Source organism: Pseudomonas sp. LBUM1648, assembly GCF_059716145.1.
Window position 1 is genome coordinate 3,347,165 of the sequence record NZ_CP166808.1, and the last position, 22,974, is coordinate 3,370,138.

General features: G+C 58.2%; 18 protein-coding genes. 11 read left to right on the forward strand and 7 right to left on the reverse strand.

Features of this window, described 5'->3' with window-relative positions; all coding sequences use genetic code 11:
- Positions 1 to 34 precede the first annotated feature (34 nt).
- Positions 35 to 1,045 (reverse strand): AraC family transcriptional regulator, encoded by a 1,011-nt coding sequence (locus ACA043_RS15330; protein ID WP_489880455.1) that lies wholly within the window; start codon positions 1,043 to 1,045, stop codon positions 35 to 37.
- 153 nt (positions 1,046 to 1,198) lie between these two features.
- Between ACA043_RS15330 and ACA043_RS15335 the strand changes: the two genes are divergently transcribed.
- On the forward strand, positions 1,199 to 1,876 hold the full coding sequence (locus ACA043_RS15335; protein ID WP_489880454.1) for a glutathione S-transferase family protein: 678 nt from the start codon (positions 1,199 to 1,201) through the stop codon (positions 1,874 to 1,876).
- Positions 1,877 to 2,010: 134 nt separating this feature from the next.
- Positions 2,011 to 2,763, forward strand: a complete 753-nt coding sequence (locus ACA043_RS15340; RefSeq protein WP_489880453.1) for a methyltransferase domain-containing protein — start codon at positions 2,011 to 2,013, stop codon at positions 2,761 to 2,763.
- Positions 2,764 to 2,788: 25 nt separating this feature from the next.
- Here the strand turns inward: ACA043_RS15340 and ACA043_RS15345 are convergent, their stop codons facing one another.
- The 5 genes from ACA043_RS15345 to ACA043_RS15365 all read right to left on the reverse strand — a co-directional run bounded on the left by ACA043_RS15345 (position 2,789) and on the right by ACA043_RS15365 (position 8,134).
- Positions 2,789 to 4,135, reverse strand: coding sequence for a glutamine synthetase family protein (locus tag ACA043_RS15345; protein WP_489880452.1), 1,347 nt, complete (start codon positions 4,133 to 4,135; stop codon positions 2,789 to 2,791).
- A 22-nt stretch (positions 4,136 to 4,157) separates the two neighbouring features.
- Positions 4,158 to 4,715: a helix-turn-helix domain-containing protein gene (locus tag ACA043_RS15350; RefSeq protein ID WP_489880451.1), complete on the reverse strand. Its 558-nt coding sequence runs from the start codon at positions 4,713 to 4,715 to the stop codon at positions 4,158 to 4,160.
- A gap of 15 nt (positions 4,716 to 4,730) precedes the next feature.
- Positions 4,731 to 6,020, reverse strand: a complete 1,290-nt coding sequence (locus tag ACA043_RS15355; RefSeq protein ID WP_489880450.1) for an NAD(P)/FAD-dependent oxidoreductase — start codon at positions 6,018 to 6,020, stop codon at positions 4,731 to 4,733.
- Positions 6,021 to 6,095: 75 nt separating this feature from the next.
- Positions 6,096 to 7,430 (reverse strand): ATP-binding protein, encoded by a 1,335-nt coding sequence (locus ACA043_RS15360; RefSeq protein WP_497657326.1) that lies wholly within the window; start codon positions 7,428 to 7,430, stop codon positions 6,096 to 6,098.
- Complete coding sequence (locus ACA043_RS15365) at positions 7,427 to 8,134, reverse strand: response regulator (protein ID WP_497657327.1); 708 nt, start codon at positions 8,132 to 8,134, stop codon at positions 7,427 to 7,429. Before ACA043_RS15365 ends, ACA043_RS15360 begins: the two co-directional genes overlap by 4 nt.
- Before the next feature lie 164 nt (positions 8,135 to 8,298).
- Here ACA043_RS15365 and ACA043_RS15370 point away from each other — a divergent pair, with 164 nt between their 5' ends.
- The 5 genes from ACA043_RS15370 (at position 8,299) to proP (ending at position 12,458) form a co-directional block, all read left to right on the forward strand.
- A complete protein-coding gene (locus ACA043_RS15370; protein WP_187679835.1) occupies positions 8,299 to 8,613 on the forward strand; it encodes a hypothetical protein in 315 nt (104 codons plus the stop codon).
- Positions 8,613 to 9,272, forward strand: a complete 660-nt coding sequence (locus ACA043_RS15375; protein WP_497657328.1) for a DUF3313 domain-containing protein — start codon at positions 8,613 to 8,615, stop codon at positions 9,270 to 9,272. The genes ACA043_RS15370 and ACA043_RS15375 overlap by 1 nt, the downstream gene beginning before the upstream one ends.
- 63 nt (positions 9,273 to 9,335) lie before the next feature.
- On the forward strand, positions 9,336 to 9,896 hold the full coding sequence (locus ACA043_RS15380) for a hypothetical protein (RefSeq protein ID WP_489880446.1): 561 nt from the start codon (positions 9,336 to 9,338) through the stop codon (positions 9,894 to 9,896).
- Positions 9,897 to 10,262: 366 nt separating this feature from the next.
- On the forward strand, positions 10,263 to 10,622 hold the full coding sequence (locus tag ACA043_RS15385; protein WP_497657329.1) for a DUF6124 family protein: 360 nt from the start codon (positions 10,263 to 10,265) through the stop codon (positions 10,620 to 10,622).
- Positions 10,623 to 10,952: 330 nt separating this feature from the next.
- Positions 10,953 to 12,458, forward strand: coding sequence for a glycine betaine/L-proline transporter ProP (proP, locus tag ACA043_RS15390; RefSeq protein ID WP_187679830.1), 1,506 nt, complete (start codon positions 10,953 to 10,955; stop codon positions 12,456 to 12,458).
- Here proP and ACA043_RS15395 read toward each other — a convergent pair.
- Positions 12,448 to 13,053: a nucleotidyltransferase domain-containing protein gene (locus ACA043_RS15395; RefSeq protein WP_489880445.1), complete on the reverse strand. Its 606-nt coding sequence runs from the start codon at positions 13,051 to 13,053 to the stop codon at positions 12,448 to 12,450. The two genes, proP and ACA043_RS15395, sit on opposite strands and share 11 nt — an antisense overlap.
- Before the next feature lie 397 nt (positions 13,054 to 13,450).
- Here ACA043_RS15395 and ACA043_RS15400 point away from each other — a divergent pair, with 397 nt between their 5' ends.
- The 4 genes from ACA043_RS15400 to ACA043_RS15415 all read left to right on the forward strand — a co-directional run bounded on the left by ACA043_RS15400 (position 13,451) and on the right by ACA043_RS15415 (position 22,926).
- Complete coding sequence (locus tag ACA043_RS15400) at positions 13,451 to 15,154, forward strand: amidase (RefSeq protein ID WP_497657330.1); 1,704 nt, start codon at positions 13,451 to 13,453, stop codon at positions 15,152 to 15,154.
- A gap of 240 nt (positions 15,155 to 15,394) precedes the next feature.
- Entirely contained in the window at positions 15,395 to 16,690 is a 1,296-nt protein-coding gene (locus ACA043_RS15405; RefSeq protein WP_497657331.1) for an OprD family porin, read from the forward strand.
- Positions 16,691 to 16,787: 97 nt separating this feature from the next.
- A complete protein-coding gene (locus ACA043_RS15410; RefSeq protein WP_489880442.1) occupies positions 16,788 to 19,637 on the forward strand; it encodes an ATP-binding protein in 2,850 nt (949 codons plus the stop codon).
- A 67-nt stretch (positions 19,638 to 19,704) separates the two neighbouring features.
- On the forward strand, positions 19,705 to 22,926 hold the full coding sequence (locus ACA043_RS15415) for a hybrid sensor histidine kinase/response regulator (RefSeq protein ID WP_489880441.1): 3,222 nt from the start codon (positions 19,705 to 19,707) through the stop codon (positions 22,924 to 22,926).
- Positions 22,927 to 22,974 lie beyond the last annotated feature (48 nt).

A 22,974-nucleotide genomic window follows, 5' to 3' on the forward strand; every position in this document is an offset into this window, starting at 1 on the left:
GCGGCATCGGGTTATCGCCCCCTGGCGGCATACTTCACGTATTGAGGCGTCGCCACTCACTCGGTGAAACCTTCTCCCACTGCCGGAAAGCCCGGTAGTAAGAGTTGACGTCCTCGTAACCGAGCAGATACGCCACCTCTTTCAGTTCAAGGGTCGTATCAGCAAGCAGGTGAAATCCGACTTGGCGCCGGGCCTCGTTGAGCAGCGCGCTGAATGTCGTACCCTCTGAGGCTAATCGTCGTTGCAGCGTCCGCTCGCTCTGCAATAGCTCTTGGGCAAGATACTGCAAACTTGGCCGCCCCGCCGCCAGCCCTCGTTTCAGCACTTCAATGACCTGCTCACAGAATCCAAGGGGCGCTTCGATCTCTCGGATTGCGGCACTAAGGCCGGGCGTCATCATGTGCAGCACTTCCGGATTGTGCTCAAGAAACGGTAGATCGATGTCGGTGGCGCTTACAGTCAACTCGTCACGGGTTGCGCCGTAGTGAATGGGGCAACCGAAGTAACTTGAATGGGTTTCCAGTTTTTGCCTTGGCCGTCTCAGACTCAATGCAATGGGCTCAATGTGTTTGCCGGTGCCTCGTCGACCCAATTCCAGTACCAAAGCAAAACACGCCTCCACCGAGAGATAAGGCGCCGGCCCCGTGCCAGAGGGCCACATAATCGTGAATGACACATTGCCCTTGTGCTCGTCGATGCAAATTTTGTCGGGACTGCATAAGCGCTGGAAGCGAGACAACCTCGCAAGTCCGTCGCGAAAATCAGCCGCATATAACGCCGCGAGGAACGCCAGTTTGTGTTTCGCACTGGGGGTATCACGGACCATTTTTATCGCAAAGGCAGGGTCTGCAGAAATCGCCTCGATGGCGTTCCAGACGGCAAAGAGCTGATGCGTGCTGACAAAGGCAGATTCGTTCAGGTGAAGGTCATGGGGCAACTGAGCGTGCTGTTGAATCAACGCGGGATCGAGTCCCAGTTGCTCTATCGATTGCCAGAATACTCTGGGCAATTTACACCGCTCGGTGCTGGTATGAAGGTGGGACATTTATATGCTCCGAGCCGCAAGTGAGCGGCAGCGCGTAACGCAACGCTCCATTAATGGCGCGTTAAGCAAGTATTCTGGCGCAAACCGCCCAAGGGGTTATGCAGCGTCGCTCTTACCATTGTCGTCAACGAACCGAGCCAAGAGGAGCTCACGATGACAATGACGTTCTATACCAATCCCAACTCTCGCGGCCGCATGGTGCGCTGGATGCTCGAAGAAATCGGCTGCACGTATGAATCGGTCATCTTGGATTACCAGTCGACCAGCGAGTCTGACCGTTGGGGAGGTGCTGCGCTGGCAGCGCCGACGGTGGCCGACCCTGATGATCCACGCGTAGTTTTTTTTCGCGATGTGAACCCGATGGGGAAGATCCCCGCACTCGTGCATAACGGGCAAACCATAACAGAAACGGCCGCCATCTGTGCGTATCTGGCTGATGCGTTCCCCGAAGCGAACCTGGCTCCTGCAGCAGCGGAGCGGGCGGCCTACTACCGATGGATGTTTTTCGCTGCAGGCCCCCTGGAGCAGGCCGTGACCAACCACCGCGCCGGCTTCAACCCAACGCCGGATCAGGAGTTCTTCTTTGGCTATGGAAGCTACGAGCGCACCGTGGACCAACTCGAACGCGCCGTGTTGGCTAATCCGTTCATTGCCGGAGAGCGCTTCTGCGCTGCCGACGTTTATGTTGGTTCCCACATCGGCTGGGGGCTTGGCTTGGGCACCTTGCCACACAGAGCAGCGTTTCTCGCTTACGCCGAGAAGCTAATGAGCCGCGATGCCTACAAACGTGCGGTGGCGAAGGATGAAGCGCTGCTGGGCGCCATGGGCTGATACACAACATGGAGCCTTCCCAAAGGCGTCAATGGTCGGTAGCAGTCAATCGCAGCGGGCAGCTATCGACCCGAGCGGCATGATGGCCGAAGAGTATGCAATAGACTTCCCGGAAAACTCAGCGAGGCTTAGTAATGTCGACCAACCTACCCGACTTCACCACGCGTTTGCTGATCGACGCGGGAATTGAAAAAGGCATGCGAATCCTGGACGTGGGCTGTGGTTCGGGTGATGTTTCTTTTCTGTTGTGCGATCTGGTGGGAACAGACGCAGAGGTCATCGGAGTTGATCATGACGCCCAAGCCATCGCCACTGCACGCCAGCGCGCCGCAGCACAAAACCACCCTTCACTGACATTTCTCCAGTGCGAGCTTCTAGAGCTGCAGGACTCTATCGGTACGTTTGACGCCATCGTCGGACGGCGCGTGCTGATGTATCAGAAGGATGCGGTGGCAACGATCCGTGCGCTGTCGAAGTATTTGCGCCCCAATGGCATCGTGGTCTTTCAAGAACACGATACGACGATGGTGCCTGCAAGCCTGGACCCTTTCCCTCTGCATAAAAGAGCGCAATCCTGGATACAAGAAATGATTGCTCGTGAAGGGGCCGACCTACACATGGGTTTCAACCTGCATGGCATTTTTACCAAGGCAGGCTTGACCGTCGAAAGCGTTCGGGCCGAATGTCTTATACAAACACCGGATACTCCCTACGGCCTTGGTTACATTGTTCGAGCCTGCTTGCCGCGAATCACTGCATTAGGGGTGGCCAGTGCAGAAGAGGTCGACATTGAAACGCTGCAAGAGCGTCTGGATCAGGAGCGTTCAGCCTCTTCTGGCGTCTACATCGGTGATGTGATGTTCGGAAGCTGGGCGCGAAAAGCATAACTTACCCCCCGCCAATGCCACCCCATCACAAATACCACCGATACTCCCGCGCACTGATCTCCTGCATGAACGCTAGATGATCCTGGCGTTTATTCTCGCAATACACGTCGACAAACTCTGCGCCCAACCCCTCGCGCAACTGCGCCTGATGCTGCATCGCCCTCACCGCTTCAAACATCTCCGTTGGAAAACCAATCCCGCTGTTGCGATCATCATTGAGCGGCGGGATCGGTACTTTGCCGGATTCAAGTCCATGCTCAAGTCCCACTAGAATCGCCGCCAACACCAGATACGGATTGGCATCCGCGCCGGCCAGTCGGTACTCAATGCGCAGGTTCTTCTCGTCCGACTCGGGAATGCGCAAACACGCATCACGATCCTCAAAGCCCCAGCTTGCTTTGGTGGCGGTGTTCACCGTACCGCCCAATCGCCGCATCGCATTCTGATTCGGGGCGAAGATCGGCATGCTGTGCGGCAACAGCTCCAGACACCCCGCAACTGCATGGCGCAGTGGTTGCTGTTGATTCGCCGCCAACAGATTATTGCCGGCCGCGTCATAAAGGCTGACATGCACATGCATGCCGCTGCCCGGATGCTGCAAGTACGGCTTGGCCATGAAACTGGCGCGATAGCCGTGTTTAAGCGCGACGCCACGGGTGCTGCGACAGAATAGCGCCGCCCAGTCGGCAGCGCGCAAGCCGTCGTCGAGGTGGTCGAAATTGATTTCGAACTGGCCGGGGCCGAGTTCAGCGGTGATGACGGTGGCGTCGATGCCTTGGGCGCGTGTTGCTTCGACCATTTCATCAAGCACCGGCGCGAAGCGTGACAGGCGCTCGATGTGCATGTTCGGTTGGTCATCGGCGTCGTCGGTCAGGTCGTCGCGGGGGAATTGCGGCAGGCCGTCGCGCAGTTTTTTGTCGAACAGGTAGAACTCCAGTTCAAACGCTACGACCGGGTGAATGCCTTTGCGTGCAAGTCGGTTCAGCACTTGAGCGAGGACTTCACGGGGTTCGAATTCGATCGGTTTTTCCGTGCCGTCGGAAGTGATCAGCATCTGCCCAAGCGGCTGCGCTTCCCAGGTCACTGGTTTCAGCGTGCCCGGCACCAGTCGGCGCACCGCGTCCGGGTCGCCGTCGTTGAAGCAGTAATCGCCAATCTTGAACAAGCCGCCCTGCACGCCGAGTAATACGCAGTTTTGCGGCAGTTTCAGCGCGCTGCCAGCGGCAACTTTTTCGAGCATGTCCACGGGATAGCGCTTGCCGTAGAAGTGCCCGGGGATGTCCAGGGAGATCAGGTCGACATAACGCACCTCGGGGTAGCGTTGGCGAAACGCACGCACTTCAGCCAGCAAGTCTGCGCAGACAGCGTCCATCGTGTTCATCCTTTTATTGTTATCAGGTGTAGACCCACAGCACGCGGGTGAGCTGGTCGGTGAGGTTGCCGTAGCGGCAACGGGTGTGGCTGTCGAACTGGAAGCTGTCGCCGGCCTTTAACGTCGCCGGTTCTTGGTCATCGCCCAGCCACAGGGTCAGTTCGCCTTCGAGCACGTAACCGCCCTGCTCCGAGCTGTCGCTCAGGTGCCGATCGCCGCTGCTGGCGCCGGGTTCAAGGTGACTGTCGAGCATGGAGAATGAGGCGCGGATCTGCGGCGACACCAGAATGTCGGTAATGCCGTTGGCGTAATACAGCGTGCGGCGCTCGTCCGGCCGGGTGACCCACGGCAACTCTTTGGCTTTAGGCAGGCTGTAGAAATAGGTGGTCGGCACGCCAAAGGTTTCGCTGATTGCCGTCAGGTCCGCCACCGTCGGCCGCGACAGGCCACGCTCGACTTGCGAGAGGAAACCCACGGAGCGGCCGATCTTGTCGGCCAGTTCCTTCAGGGTCCACTTCTTGTGCTTGCGCAGGTCGTGGATCAGGATCGCCAGCGCGGCGATTTCTTCTTGCTTGTTCATGACAGGGATTCCAAATCAGATGCTGTCGCGCAATCGATACCAGGCCTTGCCAATGGCTTCCAGCGGCGCCGCGAGGTATTTGCCGCCGGGGAAACTGCCATTACTCAAGCCCTGATACAACGCCAATTCATCCGCATCGCCGAGGATTGCGTCTGACACCGCGCGGGCGGCGGCCAGTGTCGGCAGCACGCCATGCCCCGAATAACCCTGCAGCCAATAACGATTGCCCTCGCCGCCAACATCCGGCGTGCGGTTCAGGGTCAGATCGATATGACCGCCCCAGGCAAATTCCACCGCGACACCTTTGAGCTGCGGGAATACTCGTTCGAGAAACGGCCTCGTGGCCGCCGCGATGTCCTTGGGCATGCCGCCCAAGTAAGTGCAGCCGCCGCCGAACAGCAAGCGGTTGTCCGGCGTACGACGGAAGTAATCGAGGACGAATTGGTTGTCAGTGACACAGACGTTGCTCGGCAACAGTGCGGTGGCTTGCTCCAGAGTGAGCGGCGCGGTGGCGACTTGATAGGTGCCGACCGGCAAGATGCAACTGGCGAGTTTGGGGTCGAGTTCATCGAGATAGGCATTGCAGGCGAGTACCAGTACATCGGCTTTAATCGAGCCGCATTCAGTGTGCACCCGAAAACCTGCGCCCTCCTCCTGATAACTCAGCGCTTTGGTTTGTTCATGGATACACCCGCCGGCCCGCTCGATGGCAGCCGCGAGACCCAAGGCAAGTTTCAACGGGTTAAGGTGCGCGCCTTCCGGGTCATAGAGACCGGCCTGATAACGCTCGCTGGCCACCCATTGCGGCAGTTCTTCGCGTGGGATGAATTGCAATGCATCGTGGCCCCACTTATGGCTGGCCTCATGTTGCCACTCGGTCAACAGGCTCACGCGACGCGGCATCACCGACGTCCATAAATGCCCCGGCCGATGATCGCAGTCGAAGCCATGGCGCCCCGGTAATTCACGCAATTCCCGAGCCGCCCAACGCATGCCGTCCCACAATCGCCTTGCCCGCTCATGCCCCAGCGCGGCCTCCAGCGGCGGCATGTCACACGACCAACCCAGAATCGCCTGCCCACCATTACGCCCCGAGGCTGCCCACGCCACTCGACTGGCCTCCAGCAGCGTCACGCGTTTGCCGGCTAGCGCCACGCGCAACGCGGTGTGCAGGCCACTGAAGCCGGCGCCGATGATCACCACGTCGGTGTCGTGCTGCCCTTCCAGCGCGGGTCGATGGCTCAGAATATCGGCGCAACTGTGGGCGTAGTAACTGTCGACATGGCGCTGGGATTGCTGAAACATTCACGGCCTCATGAAATTATCTTTTTATAATTTCATGAAAATCTACAGAGTTAATTTCATGCCGACAACCCCCGCCTAACGGATAGAGGGTAGTTCCACCCTTGCCACCAGCCCTGTCCCCTCGCGATTACTCAGCGTCAACTCGCCACCCTGCTCACGCACGATGGCCCGCGCCGCCGACAGTCCGAGGCCGACCCCGCCGGTGTCGCGGTTGCGTGAGGCTTCGAGGCGGAAAAACGGGTCGAACACTTGCTCCAGCGCCTCTTCAGGAATACCCGGCCCCTCATCGTGGACTTCGATGTGTATCGAGTAATCAGTGCAGCTCAAGGCGACGCGCGGGTTGTGTGCATACTTCACCGCGTTTTCCAGCAAGTTGACGATCACCCGCTTGATACCCAGCGGGCGGCCTTTGTACACCAGATGCGCGGGGCCGTTGAAGTCGACGCCGATGTGTTGGTCGCGGTAGTCGTCAACGATAGTTTGCAGCAACTCGGACAGGTCGAACGCGGTAGTTTGCTCGCGGTGAGTGTCTTCGCGAAAAAACGCCAACGCGGCGTTGATCATCGATTGCATCTCTTCGATGTCGCGAATCAGTTTGCCCTGATGATCGAGGTCTTCCATGAACTCACTGCGCAGGCGCATGCGCGTCAGCGGCGCGCGCAAATCGTGGGAAATGGATGCGAGCATGTGCGTGCGCTCGCCGATGTAGTGCTGGATCTGCGCCTGCATGGTGTTGAAGGCGATGATCGCCTGACGAATCTCGTCCGGGCCTTCAATCTTGATCGGCGGTGCGCGCAGGTCGCCGCCAAAGCGTCGGGCGGCGCTGGCGAAACGCTGCAGAGGTTTGGCCAGTTGGCGTGTGGCAAGCCAGGCCACCAGCACCGTGGCGATCAGGCCCAGGGCGATGATGATCGCGATGCGTGTGCCAATGTCCAGTCCCCAGGAGCGCTCTCGCGAAGAGAACAACAACCAGCTGGCATCCGGCAGTTGAATCAGCGCCGCATATCGGCCCTGCTGACTGCCGCTCGGCCAGTCAGCGGGGTTGAACACCCGAATCTGTCGATCATCGCCCAACAACTGATGCAACACCGATGTCTTGTCTGCCATGAGCGGCGTACCTCCCGGGGGCAATCCGAGTTCGTCGCGTTGCGCACTCCACATCACCTCCTGTGTCAGGCCGTTTGCCGCTAGCGCCAGTTGCGTGCGCAACGGTGCCGGTGCGGCCTCGATCACCTTGACGGTAGCGGCAATCTGCTCCAGCAACCCGGTGCGTTCAATGGGCGGTCGAGCCCAGGTTCCCGCAACCTCCACGAACAGGAAATTGAGCGCCAGCGCCGCAAGCATGGCCGCGACAATGGTCAGCGCGATTCGCCGACTCAGCGGGTCGCGCCGCAGGAATTGACGGATCATGAACGCGTGACCTTGGCGCTGAACATATAGCCGCCGTTGCGCACGGTTCTGATCAAGTCCGGTCGCTTGCAGTCTGGCTCGATCTTGCGCCGCAACCGGCTGACCTGCACGTCGATGCTGCGGTCGAAAGCGTCGTGACCCTGGCCGTGGGTCAAGTCGATCAGTTGCTCACGGGTGAGGATGCGCTGCGGATGATCAAGAAACACCACCAGCAAATCGAACTCGCCGCCGGACAACGGGATCATCACGTTTTCCGGGGAGCGCAATTCGCGGCAGGTGATATCCAGATGCCAACCGGCGAAGGCGATCACCGGCCTTGACGGTTCGAGTTGCGTCTTTTGTTCACCGGCACGCCGCTGCAAGGCGCGCACGCGGGCCAGTAATTCCTGAGGGGCGAACGGTTTGGTCAGGTAGTCGTCCGCGCCGAGTTCCAGACCGACAATGCGATCACTCAGCTCGGCCATCGCCGTCAGCATGATGATCGGAATGCCCATCTGCGCACGCACTTTCTGGCACAGGCTCAGCCCACCTTCACCGGGCATCATCACGTCAAGAATGATCGTGTCCGGGCGCTGCCGCGCGATTGCCGCCCACATCGCCTCGCCATCGGCGGCGACGTCGACTTCGTAGGCGTGCTGGACGAAGAACTTCTTCAGCAGGGAGAGAATTTCCACATCGTCGTCAACGAACAGCAGTCTGCTCACGGTCACAGGCTCCTCAGACCAGAAAAGAGCGCATCTAAAACCATTCCGACGCTCAGGTCATTTATTTCAATCGAGCAACATTCCTTCACCACGGACATCAACCTGACATCGTCCGGCAAAATCCCTGGGGCATCCTGCACGCCTTCCAACTCAGGGGGCTTTTCATGAAGGTTTTACATAGCCGCTACACCGCCGACGGCCATAACGCCAAGTATCCGTTGATCCTCAGCCAACGCACCACGGCGCCCACGGAGGATACGCCGATCCTCTTTCAGGAGTTCTGCCTCGGGCTGGCCAGCGATCAGAGCCGCATTGTCCTGCGCCGCTATTTCGAACAGTACAGCCCGGCCAACGCGCAATGGGTGGAGTATGCCCATTCGATTCCGACCGCCGAGCTCATCCACTGGATCATGAGCCACGGCCAGTTGCACATCGAGTGTTCGCAAGACACCCCGCCAAAGCATAAGGAATCCCATTGATGAGAAGCCATTGCCTGATGACGGTGTTGTGTACGGCATCCCTGAGCCTGTCGGCGTGCAGCAGCCAAAAGGTCGAACATACCGGGTTTCTGCACGACTACAGCGTATTGAAGGAGCGCAAGTCGCCGTCGGGACAGGATGTAATGGTCTGGGTCAGCCCGGCATTGGCCAGGGCGCGTTACACCCAGGCCTATCTTGCACCAAGCCAGTTTTACCCCAGCGTAGAGCCGACCGCCCGGATTCCAATGAGCACGCTCTCCGGTGTGACTGACTATTACGATGCGGCCCTCAGGCACGAATTGGGCAAGGTGCTGCAACTGGTGTCATTACCCGGTCCGAATACGCTGATCGTCAGGCCGGCTATCACCCGGGTCAGTGCCAGCACCCAAGGCTTGCGGTTTTATGAATGGCTGCCGGTCACGCTGGTCGCGGCCGGGGTAAGCACCGCCGTCGGGATCCGCGATCAGGACAGTGAAATTTTCACGGAAGTGTCGTTCGAGGACGGCTCGACCGGGGAAGTCGTCGCAGAGGTCGTGCGCAAGGGCACCGGCATGCCGCTGGAGAACGACAAACAGGTGCTGACGGCCGATGACGTGAAGGTGGTGCTGGAGGGTTGGGCCAGCGATTTGGGGCAATCGTATTTGGCAATTGGGCGTTAGTGCGCCCGTTTTCTCGTCTACCGTGATGTGCAGCTATCTGCATAACACGGGCCACGACTGATGATGAGCAACTTCCCTATCGTTGCAACGGTGCTCTCGATGATTCTGGGGCTGTCCGTCACTCGGCTGCTGCTTGGCGCGTTGACGGTGTTTCGTATCCGCCGGGCGGCCGCGCCGGATTGGGTGGCGTTGGTCTGGGCCATTACGTTGTTCGCCACCCAACTGGACTTCTGGTGGGCGGTCAATTCGCTGCCGCAGATCAAGTCGACATTTTCGTTCGCAGAGTTTTTGTTGCTGGTGGTATTGGCGCTGTCGCTGTTTGTCTCGTCGGCGCTGTTGCTGCCGAGCCGCAGTGAGGATGAGCAGAACGGCCTGCGGGTCTATTTCGAGCAGGATGGTCGCTACGCCCTGCTCTCGTTGTCGACTTATCTGTTGCTCGGGCTGATCGTCAATGTCTTTCTGTTTCAAGCCTCGCCGATTGCGCTGTGGGGGGTGTTGGATGTGTTGATGATCATTCTTCCGCTCTGCGCATTCGCGGCGAAATCACGCAAGACTTATACGACCATTACCCTGATTTACCTGCCGATCTGTGCGCTGGACATCGTCGTTTCGCTGACGAATTAGGCGTTGTTTCAGAAGAAAGATCAAAAGATCGCGACCTTAAACAGCCGCGTTTAAAAGACACCTTCAGACACGCGTCCGAGGCTACGCAACCTTGCGTAATTGCCTACAGCTACGCCAGAATCCGCCGGCTTGTGCGCCTTGGGGATGGGGCCTATTGTTGAGCCGTCGCTGATTTCTCAGTGATCGGGTTTAGCAGCCCGGCAATTCTCAAGGCACGCAGGTTCCGCTATTACGTTATGGCGGCTTTGCGTGGGGCACTTCGGTGCGCCGGGATCCTTGAGCCTGGTCTGCTAACCCGCGTACAGCCGCCACCTCTTCGTTTAGCAGCGATAGCTGACGGCTCCATTTTTCTCAAGGAGCTTCACCATGATCAAACCAACACCTAACCCGCCCGAAACCGACCCCACTTCCCCCTACGAATCCCTCGATTCGAAAAAGCTCAACGAAGCCGCCGACCGCGCGCTCGATCACTACCTCTGCCCACCCGGTTCCACGCCGCCGCCACGTAAAACCCGCAGGATGTACGCCGTGACCGCGGACTTCAAAAACGAGGAGTTGCTGGCCGATGCCTGCGGAACTCTGGCTTCGGCAAGAACCATCGCCAATGACTTCGCTCATCTCGAACCCGCGCCGCAGCGCAGGACGTTGCAGGGCATTGCGCAACTGATCATGTTGGGAGAACTGGCGGTGAATCGGGTGCTGGATAATCTGGAGTTGCCGGGCTGACCTCGATGTGGTGAACAGGAGCTGAGCTTTTCGGTGTCAACTCCGGCCCCTTCGCGAGCAGGCTCGCTCCCACCGTTGACCGCGCTCCAATGTGGGAGCGAGCCTGCTCGCGAAGGCGACCGCACAGTCCCGCCTGTCTTCAGACATGAAAAAAACCCGCCGCCCCGTTCAATCGGGACGGCGGGTTTTGTCGTTTTCGGCAGTTCCGGTAGGGAAAAAAGCAGTTAGCGGTGAATTATTTCGTGTCCGCATGTATCTGAGCCAAAGAGCACGCGCCATCAAAGAGATGGCATCGAAGCGGCAAATGGATCAGCAACAGAGAAAACCCGGATGAAATCACGTAAAAACAGCGTTAAACCGATCGGCCTGAAAGACATCACCATCGTCGACGACGCGAAGATGCGCAAAGCCATCACGGCGGCGGCGCTCGGCAATGCCATGGAATGGTTCGACTTTGGGGTCTACGGCTTTGTTGCCTATGTCCTCGGCAAGGTGTTTTTCCCCGGTGCAGATCCCGGCACGCAAATGATCGCCGCATTGGCGACGTTCTCCGTGCCCTTCCTGATCCGGCCTTTGGGCGGACTGTTCTTCGGTGCATTGGGTGACAAATACGGGCGGCAGAAAGTCCTCGCCGCGACCATCGTCATCATGTCGCTGAGCACCTTCGCCATCGGCTTGATTCCGTCCTATGCCTCGATTGGCATCTGGGCGCCGATCCTGTTGTTGCTGGCGAAAATGGCCCAAGGCTTCTCGGTCGGTGGCGAATACACCGGCGCCTCGATCTTCGTCGCCGAATATGCACCCGACCGCAAACGCGGGTTTCTCGGTAGCTGGCTGGACTTCGGCTCGATTGCCGGTTTTGTGCTCGGTGCCGGTGTCGTGGTGTTGATCTCCACCACGCTGGGCGAAGCCAAGTTCGAGGAATGGGGCTGGCGTCTGCCGTTCTTCCTCGCCCTGCCGCTGGGCATGATCGGTCTGTATCTGCGTCACGCCCTCGAAGAAACCCCGGCTTTCCAGCAGCACGTGGAACAACTCGAACAAGGCGACCGCGAAGGTCTGGCCGGCGGCCCGAAAGTGTCGTTCAAGGAAGTCGCCACCAAACACTGGCGCAGCCTGATGACTTGCATTGGCGTGGTGGCCGTGACCAACGTCACGTACTACATGCTGCTCACCTACATGCCGAGTTATCTGTCGCATAACCTGCACTACAGCGAAAACCGTGGGGTGCTGATCATCATCGCGATCATGGTTGGCATGTTGTTTGTGCAGCCGCTGATTGGCTTTGTCAGCGACAAAATCGGCCGCAAGCCTTTCATTGTTGTCGGCAGTATCGGCCTGTTTATCCTCGCCATTCCGGCGTTCATGCTGATCAACAGCGGCAAGATCGGCCTGATTTTCGCCGGCCTGCTGATGCTGGCGGTGCTGCTGAACTTCTTCATCGGCGTGATGGCCTCGACCCTGCCGGCGATGTTCCCCACCCACATTCGCTACAGCGCGCTGGCGGCAGCTTTCAACGTTTCGGTACTGATCGCGGGTCTGACCCCGACCGTCGTGGCCTGGCTGGTGGAAAGCACCAACGACCTGTACATGCCGGCGTATTACCTGATGGTGATTGCCGTGGTCGGCCTGGTCACTGGCGTGACCATGAAAGAAACCGCGAACAAACCACTGCGCGGCGCGGCTCCGGCGGCTTCCGATCTTGAGGAAGCGAAGGAGCTGCTGCAGGAACATCACGACAACATCGAGCAGAAGATCGAAGACATCGACGCCGAGATAGCCGAGCTGGAAGCCAAGCGCAAGAATCTGGTGCAGCAGCATCCGCGGATTAACGAGTAAGACAATCGTTAATCCACGGGTGATCCGGGTGCAGTAGCGCCAGGTGTCGAGACAGCCATTGCCGGTCTTCGAAGGACAAGTTCGGCAATGCCTGGCTGAAGTCGATCTGATCTTTGGGTCGGGTGTATTTGGCCTTGAACAGCAAGATTGCCGCAGGTTTTAAATAAGGAATTCCTGCGGCACTCAGGCCCACCATTTCGGTACGTGGGTAGACAATCGAGGCATCTCTTTTATAGACCCAAGTGTCCGAAGTACCGGATTCAAGCATCACGTCCACTCGCCAGGCATTGGCGACGGTATCAAATCCCCAAACCTGAAAAACCTCCTCGCCGGGCATACGATCTGCCGGCAGAAATTCCAGAGTTCCGTCCCTGACGGTGTAGAACTGAAGAGCCTCCAACGCTTGCCTGAAGCGGGAAAAATCATCACGCAGGACGGTGAATTCCAGATCACCGTGAGCCCGGGTCTGGCGCCCCAACCACAAGTCAATCGCCCAGCCACCCACCACCGACCAAGGACGTGAGACCTGTTTCAGTCGCTGCGATAACTCATCGGGTGTCCACGCATTCCATGCTTCCTGATCCGGTATGGTCATGTGACCTGCTCCTTGGATGGTTTCAAATCTCAACGTTCGATTACTCGGCGCTACTCAAAATGCCGTGGCAGATTAAGGCCAAAACACTGCGCATGTGCCGGGCATGCGCCTCTCTGTCCCACGTCGCCTCAGGCGCCAAGCGAATAAACGCATATTGATTGAACAACGTCGCCGCCACGTCAATATCGACTGGTATGGTGTTTTGTAGCTTGAATGATGTGGTGCTCGCGAAGGGGCCGACCCACGAGAAAATCGGTGGCCGATCAATCCCACCGATTACTCCGCGCCCGGCTTGGTGTTAAATAGACGCCAGTCTTAACCTTGTCGCTTAAAGCCGTGCCACGAGAACCGCTATGACCATCTTTTCCAACGCTCAACTGCAAACGGCGGTGACCGCATGATCGAAGTCACCGAAGTTTCCATCGCCGACCTGCGCGCTGCGCTTGAATCCGGCCAGACCACCTCGGTTGAATTGGTGCAGGCCTACCTGGCCCGTATTGATGCCTACGATGGCGCCGACACCCCGACTGCGCTGAACGCTGTTGTGGTGCGCAATCCCGAAGCGCTGAACGAAGCGCAAGCCTCCGACGCCCGCCGCGCCAAAGGCGAAACGCTCAGCCCGCTCGATGGCATTCCTTACACCGCAAAAGACAGTTATCTGGTCAAAGGCCTGACGGCGGCGTCTGGCAGCCCGGCCTTCGTCGATCTGGTCGCCTATCGCGATGCGTTCACCATCGAGCGCCTGCGCGGCGCCGGGGCGATTTGCCTGGGCAAGACCAACATGCCGCCGATGGCCAATGGCGGGATGCAGCGCGGGGTTTATGGCCGCGCCGAGAGCCCGTATAACGCCGATTACCTCACGGCTCCATTCGCTTCCGGTTCGTCCAATGGCGCCGGCACTGCCACAGCCGCCAGTTTTGCTGCGTTTGGTCTGGCCGAAGAAACCTGGTCCAGCGGGCGCGGCCCTGCGTCGAACAATGGTTTGTGCGCCTACACGCCTTCGCGCGGGGTGATCTCGGTGCGCGGTAACTGGCCGTTGACCCCGACCATGGACGTCGTGGTGCCCTACGCCCGCACCATGACCGACCTGCTGGAAGTGCTCGACATTGTTGTCGCCGAAGACCCGGACACCCGTGGCGATCTATGGCGTCTGCAACCCTGGGTGCCGATCCCGAGCGTCAGCTCCGTGCGCCCCGCCGCTTACGCCGAACTGGCTGCCGACGCCAAAGCGCTGGCCGGCAAGCGCTTCGCCGTGCCGCGCATGTTCATCAACGCCGACCCTGAGGCTGGCACCAGCGAAGCACCGGGTATCGGCGGCCCGACCGGCCAGCGCATCAACACCCGCGCTTCGGTAATCGACCTTTGGAAACAGGCGCGTCAGGCCCTCGAAGCCGCCGGCGCCGAAGTCATCGAAACCGACTTCCCGCTGGTCTCCAACTGTGAAGGCGACCGTCCCGGTGCGCCGACCGTGTTCACCCGAGGTCTGGTGTCGAAAGAGTTTCTGCACCATGAACTGTGGGATCTGACCGCTTGGGCGTTTGACGACTTCCTGCAAGCCAACGGTGATCCGAAACTCAATCGCCTGGCCGACGTCGACGGCGCGAAAATCTTCCCGCACGAGCCGGGCACCTTGCCCAACCGTGAGGGCGATCTGGTTGCCGGCATGGACGAATACGTGCGCATGGCCGAACGCGGCATCACGCCTTGGAATGAAATCTCCACCGTGCCCGATGGCCTGCGCGGTCTGGAGCAAACCCGTCGCATCGACCTCGAAGACTGGATGGACAAACTCGGCCTCGACGCCGTGCTGTTCCCGACCGTCGCCGACGTCGGCCCGGCAGATGCGGACGTCAACCCGGCATCAGCCGACATCGCCTGGAGCAACGGCATCTGGGTCGCCAACGGCAATCTCGCCATTCGCCACCTCGGCGTACCGACCGTCACTGTGCCCATGGGCGTGATGGCGGATATCGGCATGCCGGTCGGCCTGACCTTCGCCGGTCGTGCCTACGACGATTCGAGCCTGTTGCGGCTGGCGTCGGCATTTGAATCGACGGGCAGCAAGCGAATGATCCCGCCACGCACGCCACCGTTGTCATAACGCCGATATCTCTGTAGGAGCTGCGGCACGCTGCGATCTTTTGATTTTGATTTTAGAGATCAGGATCAAAAGATCGCAGCGTGCCGCAGCTCCTACAGGTTTTTGTGTGCTGTCATCATTGTGAGCACGCCCTGGATGCCTGCGTGCTTGTTCTCATAACAACTGAGCACACTCGCTCAATCTCCACCCCCACAATCCCTTGATCATCAGTGCCACATTCTTTATTGCTGGCCACAGACCATGATCGATTTCTCGCCATCGCGAATCACCGTCTTATTGCTGCTGTGCGGGCTGACCGAATCGGCTACCGCGAGCGGTTTTTTCGACGATGCCAAGTCTGAAGTACTCCTTCGCAACTTCTATCTGAGCAACGACTACCGCTCACCCTCACCCGCCGGCAAGAACTACAAACAGGAATGGGCACAAGGGTTTATCGGTACTTTCTCATCTGGATTCACACCCGGGACGGTCGGGTTTGGCATCGACGCACATGCTTTTACCGGCCTGAAACTGGACGGCGGCAGAGGCCACTCCGGCACTGGATTACTGCCGGTCGACAGTGATGGCCGCAGCGAAAACAACTATTCCAGCGCCGGTGGAGCCCTCAAATTGAAGGCATCACGCACCACCCTCGCGTTCGGTGAAATGACCGTGGAAACGCCGGTCTTCGACACCTCCGACAAACGTCTGCAACCGGAGTACGCCACGGGTTTTCTGCTCAACAGCCGTGAAATCGACAACGTCAATCTGCAGGCCGGGCATTTCACGGCGTTCAAGAATCAGGACAGTTCTTCCGGCAAAGGCGACTTTTACGGCTACGGTGCCAACACCGAACACGGCTCCATCAGCTTTCTCGGCGCCGACCTGTTCGGCGACAAACCGTTGGGCGGTGCGCTGTACGCGTCTGAATTGAAGGACACCTGGCATCAGTACTACGGCAATCTGCACTTCAAGCAGTCGGGCGTGTTCCTCGACGCCAACCTCTATCACACCCGCGACACAGGCAAGGCGCTGGCCGGTGAAATCGACAACACGGCATTCAGCCTGTCCGGCAAATACACCTTCGGCCCACACGCCGTGATGCTCGGCTGGCAGCGGATCAATGGCGACACACCGTTCGATTTCGTCGGCGGCGACTCCATCTATCTGGCCAACTCGATCAAATACGCCGACTTCAACGGCGCCGGTGAGCGCTCCTGGCAAGCACGCTACGACCTTGACCTGGGCGCGTTCGGCATCCCCGGCCTCAACTTCATGACCCGCTACGTTTCCGGCAGCCATATCGACGGCACCCACGCCCCCAGAGGCGGCGCTTACAACCCGTTTGATGCCAACAGCGGTGACTTCCAGCCGCAGCAAGGTGACGGCGGTAAGCACTGGGAGCGCGACATTGATTTGAAGTACATCGTCCAGTCGGGTGCCGCGAAGGACTTGTCGGTGCAGGTTTCACATGTTTCGCACCGGGCCAATGAAGCGCAGGCGGGGGATGACATTGACCGGATTTATGTAGTGATTCAGTACCCGCTGGGGTTTTGAAACGGTCGACCGCCAATGTGGGTGAAGAGGCTCACAAAAAAGCGACTTTAAGAATCGTCTTATGCCCCGCGGATGGCACAGTCCTTACAGTGGGGTGATGAGACTCAAAAGTTACCTGCATCAGATCAACCCGTTCTTATCCAGTCCCGAAGCAGCCCGCCGGCTGCTTCGTTTGTTTGCGCTGGTGCTGATGGCCGGTATCCTCAGCGCCTCGTACAACTTCTTGCGTTCCACCCTGGCCAACGATATTTCCCAGCGCCGCAGCTACATGAGCAGCGCGGTCGCAGAGGCGCAGACATTTTTTACCAGCCGCGAGTCCCTGCTTGAGAGTCTGGGGCTTTCAGCCGTATGTAAGCCAATGATGGCCACGCCACTCTCCTACTCGCCATCGATTGAGGACCATTCCGTTCAATTGGGCATTCCCGGCGGCGCGCAGTGGACCCTCTGGCTGACACGCAGGATGCTCGATTACATGCAACGTAATCAGCTGAATCTGATTTACGTTTCCGCCGAAGCGAATCCTCAGGTGAATCGGCTGTATACCGCCAGTGCGAATCTTCCGCGGCTTCCCCGGTCGATCCTGGATCAACTTTCCGCATTGAATGACCAATTACCGGAACGGGACCAAGAGTTGTGGTTGACCGATCAAGCGGCTACCGCTTCGCAGTTGTACATCTTCATCCGTCTGGATGATGGCGTGAAAAACTCAGGCTGGCTGGGTCTGGAAATGGACGGTGCAGAAATCTCCGCAGCCCTGAACGATCAAAGTGCCGGCACGTTCATGATGCTCAACTCCCATGGTTCCCTGTTGTTTGCCAACACGCCAGCGCACCGACTAGGCGAGGCGTTGAGCCGATCGCATGAGAACAACTACTTCGGCTTTGTCGGCAGCGGGTGGCTTCCCGATCATCTGGTGATCCGCAAACAGTTGAAGTCCACGGACTGGCAATTGGTGTACTCGTTCGACTTGCTGGATCTGCTGAAGGCACTGATGCCGCAACTGCTCGCGGCATTGGCGTTCTGCCTGGCAAGCATGATTTTGATCTGGCTATTGATTCGTCGGGTCGAGCACAGATTTATTACACCGGCACTCAACCGCTTGCAGGCACTGATCGAGAGCGAAGCATTCAGCCGTGACGTGATTCAAACCGCGCCCGTCGCCCTTTGCGTGCTGCGGCGCACGGACGGCCAGGTGATGCTCGAAAATACCTTGTCCGAGCGATGGCTGGGCAATGGTATTGAGCGCGACATGCTCTGCAAAAGCTGGATCGAGCAAGCATTCGATACGACACAACCCAATCGCAGTGACTATTTTTCCACCGTCGACGGCCGCCACCTTTATTTGAGCAGCGCACCGACTCGCTACAAAAGTGAAGACGTGCTGTTCTGCGCGTTCAGCGATATCAGTGCGCGCAAGCAGGTCGAGGCGGCGCTTGAAGAGGCACGCCGATTAGCTGATGCGGCGAATGAAGCCAAAACCCTGTTTCTGGCAACCATGAGCCACGAAATCCGCACCCCACTGTATGGCGTGCTGGGCACACTGGAACTTTTGGGCCGGACTCGACTGGACAGCCAGCAGAAAGGGTACCTGCGTGCCATCGAAGGTTCCTCCGCGACCTTGCTGCAATTGATCTGCGATGTCCTGGACGTATCGAAGATCGAGGCCGGGCAACTGGCCCTGGAACTGCACGAGTTTGCCCCGACGGAATTGGTATACGAGGCCGTTCAGGGGTACGCGGCGGCGGCGCAGAGCAAAGGTGTCCAGTTGTATGCTTGCATGGACCCGCAAATGCCCGAGCGATTGATTGGCGACGTTACACGTATCCGGCAGATACTGAATAATCTGCTGAGCAACGCGGTCAAGTTCACTGATTCAGGGCGGGTGGTTTTACGGGTCAGGCTACTTGACTGCACTGACGACCAGGCACAGGTGGCGTGGCAAGTGACGGATACCGGCCGTGGTATCTCCCGGGATGACCAGGCACATATTTTCGAGCCGTTCTACCAGACTGAAGGCAATACCAACGTCGTTGCCGGAACCGGTTTGGGCCTGCCGATCTGCAAACGCCTGACGCAGTTGATGAATGGCACACTGCGCATGGTGAGCGAAAAGGGACTGGGCAGCAGTTTTACGCTGACGTTGCCACTCGACATCGTCACCCGATCGTTGCCGGCAACCCATTGCCTGCTACCGAACACAATCTACGTGGCGTCTGCGGTGCGAGAGCTGAACGAGTCCATCGCGGGCTGGTTGCGTCGGTGGGGGGCGCGGGCTCAGGTAGCGCCCCTTGGCAACAACACAGCGGCGCGTGGCAGTCTGTTGATCGAGTTGCATGTCGGTGATGTTGAACATCGCCTGGTGCCGAATTGGTGCGGCCCCCTTATAATCGCCACCGCCAACCTGCGCAATACGCCTGCATCGCAGCCCGAATGCCGGTACGTCAACGTCAGCCACCTGTATGCCATTCACCAGGCTGTCAGCCAGGCACAGGGCTTGTGGGTCGACCAGACCACACAAAGCTTGACGACCAGCGCTTTGAAAAAACTCCATCTGCATCTCTTGGTTGCAGAAGACAATGACATCAACCAACTGATTCTTCGTGATCAACTCGAAGAGCTCGGTTGCTCGGTGGAGTTGGCCTGCAACGGTGAAGAAGCCCTGGCACTCTGGAAAACCGGCACCTTCGATGTTGTGCTCAGCGATGTAAACATGCCGAAACTCAACGGTTACGAGTTGGCAAAAGAATTACGACGTCTAGGCTATGTACAGCCCATTATCGGCGCGACGGCCAATGCCATGCGCGGCGAAGAAGCATTGTGCCTTGAGGCAGGAATGGACCACTGCCTGGTCAAGCCGTTTGCATTACGAGCGCTGTTCAATTGCTTGCTGCCCTATGGTCGGGCAGCCCCGCAAAACGCTACGGTGCAGCCGACATCAAGCCAATGAAAAAAGGAGCTTAGAGACAAGATGCCCGTCAACGAGGCACCTGTATGCCCTTTGGAAATGACCGAACATGAAACACAACCCCTCCTTGCTTGAAAACCTTTCTCGAAGTTCCATGCGCCTGAACAAGGGGTTGCTGGTGTTGTTGGGCATTGCCATCCTGTTGGTGGGATTCAGCTCTTGGGCTTTCCAGCGTTTGCTCAGGGAACAAAACGACACCGTGCGATTTCACTTCGCACGATTGATGGAGAACGTGCAGCGCCATGAAGCATTTCTGCGTGAGGTGGCGCAACAAAGTGTACAAGGGGAAATGTTCTACAAGGGCTTGAATGCGCGCTACAGCGCCAGACAGCTGGCAACCGAAGGCCCGAATATTTACGAAGGCTATGAGTTTCCCTATTCCGTTCCTTTCGGCTTGAGTTTCAACCATCAGAAACTCAAGGAAAGTGAACTGCCTAAAGTGTTCACCCTCGGCGTCCACCTTTCGAGTCTGTACAGCGCCTTTTGGTCAACGTCGCACTATCAGTCGCCACAGATCTTTTTGTACAACGACAATGACAATTTCGACATCACCGTTCCATCCAATGGCGTACTGCACGCAGGCACTAAAGAAAGTGAGGAACCGCTCAACACGATAGTCGCCCGCGTGGCTCGACATCTCAAAGTTAAGAACAACGGCGTCGCTGATAATCGCGTGCACTGGGAAGCCTACAACGTGCCCAATGATCACGCGCGCTCAACCGAAATGCTCGCTTACATCAATGTTCATCTTGATCCACGGGATCTGAAAATCAATGGGACCAGTGAGTCTAGCGTGGTGGCGTCGCTATTGAACATGAACCAGGTCAATGATGTTGAACGCATCATGGAATGGTCGATTTACGACAGTTTCACGTTGATAACCCCCGACGGGCGCGCGGTCATTGGCTCAATCAATGCCGATCAAACCCTGCATGAAGGTCTGAACATCAATCGTAATGGCATGGTGTTCAAGGTCGTGGCCAAAGCCGAGCAACCCTGGACAGCCATTTACACCATCAGCTTCAAAAGTTACTTCGGGCAACTGATGTGGCCATTGGTCGGCCTGCTGATGTTGTTACTGGGCGGTGCGGGTGTCAGTTGGATGATCAGTCGCTGGTACAGGATTCGCGTCGTCCAGCCAGCCGAAAAAGCGCATCAAAGCATCACCGAAAGCGAAGCGTTCAGCCGTGCGGTGATCGATACCGCTCCCACTGGGTTGTGTGTGGTGCGGCGCACCGATTTCAAAGTCCTGCTGGAAAACCAGCGCGCCCAACAGTGGCAAGGCACCGCAAAACTGGTGGCGGTACTGGACCGCCATCACGATCTGGCGGATATCGGCGAAACGCGCCTGGACATCGAAGGCCGGCACTTGCATGTGGGCTTCATTTCGACCCGCTATCAAGGGCAGGACGTACTGCTTTGCGCGTTCAATGACATCACGCGCCACGTCGAGGACGCCCTGGCCCTGGAAAAGGCTCGGCGTACCGCCGACTTGGCGAACCAGGCCAAGACCCGGTTCCTGGCGACCATGAGCCACGAAATCCGCACCCCACTCTACGGCGTTCTGGGCACGCTTGAGTTACTTGGCATGACCAGCCTCAGCGCACGTCAAGAGGACTATCTACAGACTATTCAACGCTCATCGACGACGTTGTTTCAGTTGATCAGCGATGTGCTGGACGTTTCCAAGATCGAGTCCGGACAAATGCTGATCGAGTCCATCGGTTTTTGCCCCCTGCAACTGATCGAGGACACGCTGCACACCTATGCCGCATTCGCCCAGCGCAAGGGGCTGTTGCTCTGTGCATGCACCGACCCGGCCCTGCCCAATCGGTTGCAGGGTGACCCGGTGCGCATCCGCCAGATCCTCAACAATCTGGTGAGCAACGCGATCAAATTCACCGATTCAGGCCGGGTTGTCCTGCGCACTCGGGTGCTGGCCAACGACTTGGACCAAGTCTCGGTGCAATGGCAAGTCAGCGACTCCGGAATAGGTATCGCCCAGGCACAACAAACACAGTTGTTCACGCCGTTCTTTCAGGTGCGTGACGCCTCCAGCGAGGCCGGGGCCGGTTTGGGGCTGGCAATCTGTCAAAGACTCTGCGCAATGATGAATGGCGAGTTGACCGTCATCAGCGAGCCGGGGCTTGGCAGCAGTTTTTCGCTGCAGCTGAGGCTCAAGGTACTGCCCGGCGAATTGACCGATTGCATGGATATCACGCCAAGCCCGGCGACTGTCCTTGTTCGCGCCCCAGTACCGGAACTGGCAGAAAACGTCTGCGATTGGCTCAAGCGTTTCGAACTGATGGCCCGCCCATTCAGCGATAACCTGACTGTTGAGCCTGGCGCGGTGCTGGTCGACATTCTTCCATCCGATAACGTCGCGGCCTGGCAGGGCTCGCGGATTGTCTGCCGGATAAATGGACTCACTCAGCCTGAAACGATCACAGACACGCCAGATGTCGATTTGTATGACATCAGAGCGATTGCCCGGGCGGTCAGTCTTGTACAAAAAGGCAAGGCGGTAAACGCAACCGAACTGACACGCCCTGCCCAGACACCGCTTGAGTTGCGGATTCTGGTCGCCGAAGACAATCCGATCAACCAGGCGATCATCAAAGAACAACTGGAAGCACTGGGCTGTAGTGTCTGCGTTGCAGCCAACGGCGAGCAAGCGTTGGAGCAGTGGCGCGAGCAGGCTTTCGATCTGGTGTTGACTGACGTCAACATGCCCGTGATGAACGGTTATGAACTGGCCAAGGCACTGCGGGAACTGGACTTGCGCACCCCCATTATTGGCGTCACGGCTAATGCAATGCGTGAAGAAGGCACGCGCTGCCTTGAGGTCGGGATGAATGCCTGGATAGTAAAACCATTGAGCCTCAAAACATTGCGCGAGCAATTGCTCGGATTTTGCTCGTTACCGGTTGAAGCGGCGTCAGTCACTGAGGTCTCGACATCTGTTCAACCCGAATTTTTTGATGACAACGTGGTGCTTTCACCGAGAATGCGCGACATCTTTTCCGTGACCATGCGCGAGGACCTGGCGCGGCTCAATTCAGCCCTGGCCAACACTGACACGCCGGGTATAGCACAAAGGCTTCACAGCATCGCAGGTGCCATGGGCGCCGTACAGGCGGGCGAGCTGGCTCATGCTTGCACTGAGTTGGAGTGCCGATTGTCATCAGGCGCAGTCACCGCGACATTGCTGGCTGATGTCCGGCAAATGGTGCAGCGCATTCAGAACCTGCTCGACAAGGTTTCCCCTTGAACGACTCACATGCAGTTACCTCATCGATACACGCGTCCACGGGTTGGT